This is a genomic window from Roseateles sp. (assembly GCF_046300915.1).
Lineage (GTDB): Bacteria > Pseudomonadota > Gammaproteobacteria > Burkholderiales > Burkholderiaceae_C > Kinneretia.
Genome location: NZ_JBKCLH010000009.1, coordinates 24,009 through 32,773, shown reverse-complemented (window position 1 = coordinate 32,773; position 8,765 = coordinate 24,009). Strand labels below are relative to the sequence as shown.

The window sequence follows — 8,765 nt, the reverse complement described above, 5'->3', positions numbered from 1 at the left end:
AAGTTATGACAAGGCGCCCAGCCTGGACACCCTGGCCAGCGCCCAGCTGCTGCGCTACCGCATGCCGGCCCTGCGCGGCGGCGAGACCGAGGCCAACAGCCTGCTCTTCCTGCCCAAAGGTCAGGCCCCCGCGGGCGGCTGGCCCCTGCTGGTCTGGGCCCATGGCACCGTCGGGGTGGCCGATGACTGCGCGCCCAGCCGGCGCTTCCAGGAATCGCCCGAGCGCAGCATGGTGGAGGCCTTGCTCAAGGCCGGCTATGCGGTGCTGGCGCCGGACTACGAAGGCCTGGACGCGCCGGGCGCTCACCCCTATCTCAGCCTGGACAGCCAGGGCCGCGCCATCATCGCCGCGGTCGAGGCGGCCCATGAGCTCAAGTCGCTGAGCCTGAGCCGGGCCTGGGCGGTGATGGGCCACTCCCAGGGCGGCTTCGCTGCCCTGGCCGCCGCGGAACATGCGCCGAGCATCGCCGCCCGCTATCCCCTGCGCATCACTCTGGCCCTGGCCCCGGCCGCGGATCTGCCCGCCACCCTGGCCGAACTCGTGGAGCGCGTGCGAGACCTGGAGGCCCGCTTGCTGGCCGGGGATGCGAGCGTGACCGAGGTCCTGGTCGAGACCGCCTACAGCCTGGCCTTCAACGGCACCATGCTGGCCCATGGGCTGCAGGCCCAGGATCCTGGGCTCAAACCCAGCCTGATGCTGCATGAGAGCTTTGTGCCCCTGGCCGAGCTGGCGCTGCGCGACAGCGACTGCGGCGCCTTCGAGCAAGCCCTGCAGACGGCCTTGGTCCAGCATGTGCAGGCGGGCGGACGGCTCAGCGAGTTCCGCTCCGTCAAGCCCGACGCCTTCGAGCAGCCCGCGCTGCGCGTCACCGTGGCGCGCAATCTGCCGGGCCGCCAGCGCCTGCCAGGGCCGGTGCTCTATCTGCAAGGCAGCGAGGACGAGCAGACCCCCGTCAAGGCCGCGCGCGTCCAGGCGGCCCGCATGCAAGCCCTGGGCACCGCGCTGCAGTACCTGGAAGTGCCCGGGGCCACGCACAGCGGCGTGGTGGAGTCGCAGCTCGACACCCTTCTCAGCGTGCTGCGCCAGCACCATCGCTGAGCGCTGCCGGCGTGGCACTGTCGGGCCAGTTCAGCCGCACCAGCAGGCCTCCGCCGGGAGCATCGTCCAGCTGCAGGCTGCCCCCTTGAGCCTGTATCACGCTGTCGGCAATCGCCAGGCCCAGTCCGCTGCCAGGCTGGGTCTGGCCTGGCAACCGTGAAAAGCGACCGAGCACGGCCTGGCGCCACTCGGGCGCAATGCCAGGCCCCTGATCCGCGACCGTGGCGCGCAAGCACCCGGGCTCGCGCCACAGGCGCAGCCTGACCGTGCCGGCCTGAGGGCCGTACTTGATCGCGTTCTCCACCAGATTGGCAAACAGCGCATGCAGGCCCTCGGGGCGCGCCATCAGCCACAGCGGGGACTCGGGCGCCTCGCAATCCAGCACCACCTGGCGCCGGCGGGCCAGCGGCGCCAGCTCGGCCAGCACCTCGGGGACCAGCCGGGCCAGGTCCAGACGTTGCAAGGCCCCCTGTGCCTCGGCCTCGCTGCGCATCAGGGCCAGCAGCTGGTTCACCAGACGCACCGCCCGCTCGCTGCTGCGCAGCATGCCGGCCAGCAGGGCCTGACTCTGGGGCTCGGCGCTCAGCTCGCGCAGGGACTCGGCGTACACGTTCAGGGCCGTGAGCGGGGTGCGCAGCTCGTGCGCGGCGTCGGCCACAAAGCGGCGCTCACGCGCCCGGGCCTCGCGCAGCTGGGCCAGCAGCCGGTTGAGCGCGCTGACCAGGGGGCGCAGTTCCTGGGCTCTGGAAGGCGCCACAAAGGGCTCCAGGTCCTGGGCGCCACGCCGCGCCACCTCATCGCTGAGCCGACGCCAGGGCCGCAGCGCCCAGCGCACCGACAGCCAGGCCGGCAGCAGCAGCAAGGGCAGGCTCACCAGCAGAGGCAGCACCAAGAGGCCCCTGCCCTCCAGGGACACCATCAGGGCCATCACCGAGCGCGGGTAGACAAAGCTCAGGCTGGTCTGCTCGCCCGCTGCAGCGCCCTGGCCCTGCACGGTCAGCACCAGCCAGCTGCCACCGGCTTGCTCCAGGGTGTGCAGACCCGGCGGGTGCGGGCCCAGCAAGGCCTCGGCCAGGCCGGCACTGGCAAACAGGCGCTGCGGGCCGCGCCACATCACCATGCCATTGGGCAGCAGATCCTCGTCCTGTGCGCCCTCGCTGCCGCTGCGGTTCCAGCGATCCACCTGCTCCAGCACCCGGGCCAGGGCCTCGGGCTGATCGGCCAGGGCCTGGGCCGACATCACCACGGCCTGCATGGCCGGGATGGACTTTTCCATCTCACTCTGCGAGATCTCATCGGCCAAAAGCCAGGCCACTAGGCCGAGCCACAGCAGCGTGACCAGGGCGGCCTGGGCCAGCAGCAGACCACGCACCAAGGAGGGCTCGCGCAGCCGCTGCCACAGGGCCGCGGCACCGCGCCACCACGGCGCCGGCTTCATAGGGCCGCCGGTGGCTGGCGATCAATCACATAGCCCACGCCCCGGATGGTGCGGATATAGCCCTCACCGATCTTGCGCCGCAGGCTGGAGATGTGCACATCCAGCACATTGCTCTCGGCCGCGCTGCCCTCCAGCACCTGGTCCTCCAGATGGCGCCGGGTCAGCACCCGGTCGGCGCGCTTGAGCAGGGCCGACAGGAGCTTGAACTCGCTGGGCGAGAGTTCCAGTGCCAGCCCGTCCAGCGTCACACGGCGGGCAGCCTCCTGCAGGCACAGGCCGCGCAGCTGCAGCTGCCCCTGCTCCAGGCCGTAGCTGCGCCGCGCCAGGGCGCGCACGCGCGAGAGCAGCTCACTGAGCGCAAAGGGTTTGAGCAGAAAGTCATCGGCCCCGCCGTCCAGGCCGCGCAGGCGCTCCGAGAGGGCATCACGCGCACTCAGGATCAGCACCGGCGCCTGCCGCTCCTGGCGCCGCATCCAGGCCAGCCAGGCATGGCCATCGCCATCGGGCAGGCCCAGATCCAGCACCACCAGATCGGCAGGCTGCTGCAGCCAGCGCGCCTGTGCATCCGCTAGGCGCCTGACCCAGGTCACGGCATGGCCCTCGGCCTCAAAGGCCAGACGCACCCCGTCGCCCAGGTCCAGATCGTCTTCCACCAGGAGCAGCTTCATGCGCTGGATTGGAGCAAGCCCATCTGAAGAGCTTGTGAAGGCCGGACAATGAGGCCGCGCTCAACGCCCCGGAGCGCAGCGCCGCTGCCCCGGCTCGCCCTGCGGGCGCGGGCAATGGGCGGCCACGAGGCGGTCCACAGCAGCGGCCACGGCCTGTGGGTGGCGACGCTGCAGATAGTGCTCGTCACCGGGCAGACGCTCGACGCGCTGCACCGCGGCCAGCCGCCGCCAGTCTTCCCACAGCCGGGTGACCATGGCGGCAAAAGCTCCCTGCTCGATCAAGGGCCAGTCCGTGCGCGCCATCAGCAGGGCCGGCGGCGGCGGACTGACCAGGGGTGGCAGCTCGGCCAGACAGTCGGCCTGGGCATCAAATTCTTGGCGCATGGCCTCGCTGAAGACCAGGCTGCGCAGGGTACGCACGGTCGCCACCATGCCCGGCGTCTCCCGCTGCATGCTGGCCCAATGCTCGGGGTGGGTGGGCTCCAGCAAGATGAGCCCGGCCACCTCCTGCGGGTACAGGCGCGCAAACGCATGCTGATACAGACCGCCCAGGGAGTGCCCCAGCAGGAGATAGGGCGGCCGCGCCCCCGACTGCCGCAGCAGCGCATGCAGCTCACGCGCCACCGTGCAGGGATCACGCGAGCCGGCAAGCCGGGGGCTTGCGCCATAACCCGGGCGGTCATAGAGGAACACCGGATGCCGGGGCGTCAGCAGCGGCACCAGATCCGCCCAGACCTCATGCGAGTCGCCCAGACCGGACTGCATCACCACCGTGGGACCGGGCCCCTGCCCGAGTTGCAGCCGGGCCAGCTGCTGCGGCCCTTGCGGTGTGGGCAGCACCACCGGCTCGGGACGTGGCAGGCTGGCACAGCCCAGCAGCAGGCTGGAGAACAGCAAGGCGAGCAGCTTGCGCGGTCCGGGCTTGCAGCCCCATTCCCCGAGTTTCACGTCTGAACTCATATCCACCTCGTAGAAATACCAATCAGAGACCAAAACAGCATCGATAGGTGGATTCTCAAATCACAAGATGAGCAATGCCTGAATGGAAGCGGCGAATACTGCGCTTGGTAAGCCCCTGGTTGCAGTGGTAAGTCTTTGCACAATCAATACCAAAACACTACCAATATCCAGAGAATCCGCGACGTCATGAACCGGCCCAACCCGGCCCGCGGCCATCTGCCGCCACTCTCATAAGGACGAAGCAAGCCATGTCGCACCGATCCACACCCTCTTCATCCTCACGCTGGCTGCGCCTGCTCGGCCTGGGCCTGCTCGGGCAAGGCCTGGCCCTGAGCGCCCTGGCGCACGGCTATCTCAGCCAGCCCGAGGCCCGCGGTCTGCTGTGCCGCAGCGGCGCCAACAGCCAGTGCGGCGCCGTGCAATGGGAGCCTCAGAGCCTGGAAGGCTTCACCGGCTACCCCGAGCGCGGCCCGGCCGATGGCCAGATCGCCAGCGCAGGACTGGTGCAGTTCGGTGCCCTGGATGAGCAGAGCGCCGTGCGCTGGAGCAAGCGCCCCATGAGCGCCGGGGCCCAGACCTTCAGCTGGACCTTCACGGCCAACCATGTCACCCGCAACTTCCGCTACTACATCACCCGCGCCGACTGGAACCCCAACCAGCGCCTGAGCCGCTCGGCCTTCGAGCCCCAGCCCTTCTGCAGCCATGACGGCGGCATGCGCCAACCGCCCAAGCAGCTCAGCCATGTCTGCCAGGTGCCGGCGCGCAAGGGCTACCAGCTGATCCTGGCCATCTGGGAAGTGGGCGACACGCCCATGAGCTTCTACAACGTGGCCGATGTGATGTTCGAGGGCAGCGGCGGCGGCAACCCCACGCCCGCCCCCGGCTGGGAGCCGCGCGGCGTGCTCCACCCCTCCACCGATCTGGCCGTGGGCGACCAGGTGATGACGCGGGTGTTTGACGCGCGCGGCGAGCGCCGCGAGCTGCAGACCCGGCTGAGCATTGCCCGGGCGGCCGACGGTCAGCGCGAGAGCTGGCCCTATCTGCTGGCCCAGCGCATCAATGCCGAGCAGTCGCGCCTGCTGCAGGCCGGCGTGCGCGCGGCCGATGGCCGCATCGCCCCGGCCCCGGGCCGCAACGAGGTCTTTGCCCAGGCCGCCAGCGGCATTGAGCGCGTGGAAGTTCAGATCGAGAAGGCGCCGGCCCCGGCGGCCGATCTGCTGGTGAACGGCCTGAACCCCAGCCCCAGCATCGTCAACGGTCAGCTGAGCCTGAGCTTTGGCCTCACCGCCGTGGGCGAGCTCGACGTCACGGCCACGGTGCTGGACCATGGTGGCCGCACCAAGGGCACGGTGAGCCTGAGCCTGGCCAACACCGGCCAGACCGTGCTGCTGCCCCTGCAACAGCCCCAGGCCGGCCATCACCAACTGGTGCTGCGCGGCGTGGTCAAGGGCAGTGGCGCCCTGGTGCAGAAGACCTTTGATCTGATGATCAGCGGCGGCAGCAGCACCACGCCGCCGGCCACGGCCCAGTACCGCTTCCCCGAGGGCCTGCGCGAGTACAAGGCCGGCACCCGTGTGCTGCAGCCCAAGAACGGCCGCGTCTATGAATGCCGCGCCTGGCCGAATTCCGGCTACTGCGTGCAGTGGTCGCCGTCCGCCACCCAGTTCGAGCCCGGCGTGGGCACGCACTGGCAGGAAGCCTGGATCGCGCGCTGAGCGCTCTCAGTCACGGCGGCGCTGCAGCGCGGACCGTGACATGCTGGACCCAGGGGCGCCTCAGGGCGCCCCTTTTCGCATCTCGCGTCTCAGTGCGCCTCGTCCCAGTTGGCGCCCACGCCCACCTCGGCCAGCAGGGGCACCTTGAGCTGGGCCACGCCGGCCATCAGGCGCGGCACCTCGGCCTTGACCCAGTCCAGCTCGGCCGCGGGCACTTCGAAGACCAGCTCGTCGTGCACCTGCATGATGATGCGCGTGGCCAGGCCGCGGGCATCGAGCTCGTTCTGCACCGCCACCATGGCCAGCTTGATCAGGTCGGCCGCCGTGCCCTGCATGGGCGCGTTGATGGACTGGCGCTCCGCACCGGCGCGGCGCGGGCCGTTGCCGCCCTTGATCTCGGGCAGGTAGATGCGGCGGCCGAACAGGGTTTCCACATAGCCCAGCTCGGCGGCGCGGGACTTGGTCTCGTCCATATAGCGCTTCACGCCGGCAAAGCGGGTGAAGTAGCGGTCGATATAGTCCTTGGCCGCCTTCTGCTCGATGCCCAGACTCTGGGCCAGGCCGAAGGCGCCCATGCCGTAGATCAGGCCGAAGTTGATGGTCTTGGCATAGCGGCGCTGCTCGCTCGTGACCTCGGCCAGCGGCACGCCGAAGACCTCGCTGGCGGTGGCGCGGTGCACGTCCTGCCCCTCCTGGAAGGCGCGCAGCAGGCCCGGGTCCTCGCTGATATGGGCCATGATGCGCAGCTCGATCTGGGAGTAGTCGGCGCTGACGATGCAATGCCCCGGCGGCGCGATGAAGGCCTCGCGCACCTTGCGCCCTTCCGCGGTGCGGATGGGAATGTTCTGCAGATTGGGCTCGTTGCTGGAGAGGCGCCCCGTCACCGTCACCGCCTGGGCATAGGTGGTGTGCACGCGGCCGGTGGCCGGGTTGATCATCAGGGGCAGCTTGTCGGTATAGGTGCTCTTGAGCTTGGCCAGGCCGCGGTATTCCAGGATCTTGGCCGGCAGCGGGTAGTCCTGGGCCAGCTTGTCCAGCACCTCCTCGTCGGTGGAGGGGGCGCCGGTGGCGGTCTTCTTCACCACGGGCAGGCCCAGCTTGTTGAACAGGATCTCGCCGATCTGCTTGGGGCTGCCCATATTGAAGGGCTGGCCGGCAATCTCGTAGGCTTGCTGCTCCAGCGCCAGCAGGCGCTGGGCCAGCTCGTGGCTCTGGGCCTGCAGGCGGCTGGCATCGATCAGCACCCCGGTGCGCTCCACCCGCGCCAGGGCCGCCGAGGTGGGCAGCTCGATCTGCTCGTAGACGAAGTTCAGCCCGGCCTCGGCCTGGATCTGGGGCAGCAGCAGCTCGCTGAGCTGCACGCACATCTCGGAGTCCTCGCCCGAGTACTCGGTGGCGCGCGCCACATCCACCTGGGCAAAGGGAATCTGGTGGGCGCCCTTGCCGCAGAGGTCTTCGTAGTTGATGCCGCTGCGGCCCAGATGGCGCTCGGCCAGGGCCGCGAGGCCGTGGGTCTTGTGCGCCTCCAGCACATAGCTCTGCAGCATGGTGTCATGCGCATAGCCGGCCACGGCGATGCCATGGTTCATGAACACATGGCTGTCGTACTTGATGTTCTGACCCAGCTTCTTCTTGCTGGCATCTTCCAGCCAGGGCTTGAGTCGGGCCAGCACGGCATCCAGCGGCAGCTGCTCGGGCGCGTCCGGGCCCTCGTGGCGCAGCGGGATGTAGGCGGCCTTGCCCGGCTCCACGGCAAAGGAGATGCCCACGATGCGGGCCTGCATGCCGTCCAGCGAATCCGTCTCGGTGTCGAGCGCGGTCAGCGGCGCGGTCTCGAGGCGCGCCAGCCAGGCCTCCAGCTGTTCCCAGCTCAGCAGGGTCTCGTAGTGACGCTCCAGCGCGGCGGCGGGCGGGGTCGGCGCCGCAGAGGCGTCGGCGGCCGCCGCGGGCGCGGCCGTCCTGGCCTTGGGCGCGGGCAGCTCGCCGCTCAGCTCCTTGAGCCAGGTCTTGAAGCCGTAGCGGCCATAGAAGCCGGCCAGGCCGCTCTCGTCCACCGGCTTGAGCGCCAGGGCTTCCAGGGCCGGCCAGCCGGGCACATGACCGTCCAGATCGCAATCGCAGCGCACGGTCACCAGCTTGCGGCCCATGGGCAGCCAGTCCAAGGCCTTGCGCAGGTTCTCGCCGGCCACGCCCTTGATCTTGTCGGCATTGGCGATCACGCCGTCCAGCGAGCCATGCTCGGCAATCCACTTGGCCGCGGTCTTGGGGCCCACCTTCTCGACGCCGGGCACATTGTCCACGGTGTCACCCATCAGGGTCAGGTAGTCGATGATGCGGTCCGGCGGCACGCCGAACTTCTCCAGCACGCCGGCCTCGTCCAGGCGCTCGGGTGGCTTGGCCATGGTGTTGATCAGGCTCACATCGGGCGTGACCAGCTGGGCCAGGTCCTTGTCGCCGGTGGCCACCACCACCTGGTGGCCGCTGGCCGCGCCCAGGCGGGCCAGGGTGCCAATGGCGTCGTCGGCCTCGATGCCGGGCACTTCCAGCACCGGCCAGCCCAGCAGGCGCACCACCTCGTGGATGGGCTCGATCTGGGCGCGCAGATCCTCGGGCATGGGTGCGCGCTGGGCCTTGTATTCGGGGTACCACTCATCGCGGAAGGTCGGGCCCTTGGCGTCGAAGACGCAGGCGGCATGCTCGGCGCCGATGTCCTCGCGCAGCTTCTTCATCATGGCCACGATGCCATGCACCGCCCCGGTGGGCTGGCCCTCGGGGCCGCGCAGATCGGGCAGGGCATGGTAGGCGCGGTACAGGAAGCTGGAGCCGTCGACCAGCAGCAGAATCGGTTTGCTCATGGGGCGCGATTGTCCGCGAAGCCGCGCCCG

6 protein-coding genes are annotated in these 8,765 nt (G+C 69.7%); 2 read left to right on the top strand and 4 right to left on the bottom strand.

Annotation, left to right across the window (positions count from 1 at the left end):
• Positions 1–1,099, top strand: a 1,099-nt coding sequence (locus tag ACK5F2_RS00560; RefSeq protein WP_409862030.1) for an alpha/beta fold hydrolase, incomplete at its 5' end; no start/stop codon positions are given.
• On the opposite strand, the gene ACK5F2_RS00555 is transcribed toward ACK5F2_RS00560, so the two are convergent.
• From ACK5F2_RS00555 to ACK5F2_RS00545, 3 genes are read right to left on the bottom strand one after another with little or no spacing between them, the layout of a single operon-like run.
• Positions 1,071–2,537, bottom strand: coding sequence for an ATP-binding protein (locus tag ACK5F2_RS00555; RefSeq protein ID WP_409862028.1), 1,467 nt, complete (start codon positions 2,535–2,537; stop codon positions 1,071–1,073). The genes ACK5F2_RS00560 and ACK5F2_RS00555 overlap by 29 nt on opposite strands.
• The gene (locus ACK5F2_RS00550; RefSeq protein WP_409862026.1) at positions 2,534–3,205 is read right to left on the bottom strand and encodes a response regulator; all 672 of its coding nucleotides are present in this window, start codon (positions 3,203–3,205) and stop codon (positions 2,534–2,536) included. The genes ACK5F2_RS00555 and ACK5F2_RS00550 overlap by 4 nt, the downstream gene beginning before the upstream one ends.
• Before the next feature lie 60 nt (positions 3,206–3,265).
• Positions 3,266–4,165 carry an alpha/beta fold hydrolase gene (locus tag ACK5F2_RS00545; protein WP_409862025.1) on the bottom strand — a complete coding sequence of 300 codons (900 nt, stop codon included), beginning with the start codon at positions 4,163–4,165 and terminating at the stop codon, positions 3,266–3,268.
• A 248-nt stretch (positions 4,166–4,413) separates the two neighbouring features.
• On the opposite strand from ACK5F2_RS00545, the gene gbpA reads away from it, so the two are divergent.
• Positions 4,414–5,880, top strand: a complete 1,467-nt coding sequence (gene gbpA / locus ACK5F2_RS00540) for an N-acetylglucosamine-binding protein GbpA (protein WP_409862023.1) — start codon at positions 4,414–4,416, stop codon at positions 5,878–5,880.
• A gap of 89 nt (positions 5,881–5,969) precedes the next feature.
• Here gbpA and polA read toward each other — a convergent pair whose 3' ends face one another.
• Positions 5,970–8,735, bottom strand: coding sequence for a DNA polymerase I (gene polA, locus ACK5F2_RS00535; RefSeq protein ID WP_409862022.1), 2,766 nt, complete (start codon positions 8,733–8,735; stop codon positions 5,970–5,972).
• Between the last annotated feature and the right edge of the window lie 30 nt (positions 8,736–8,765).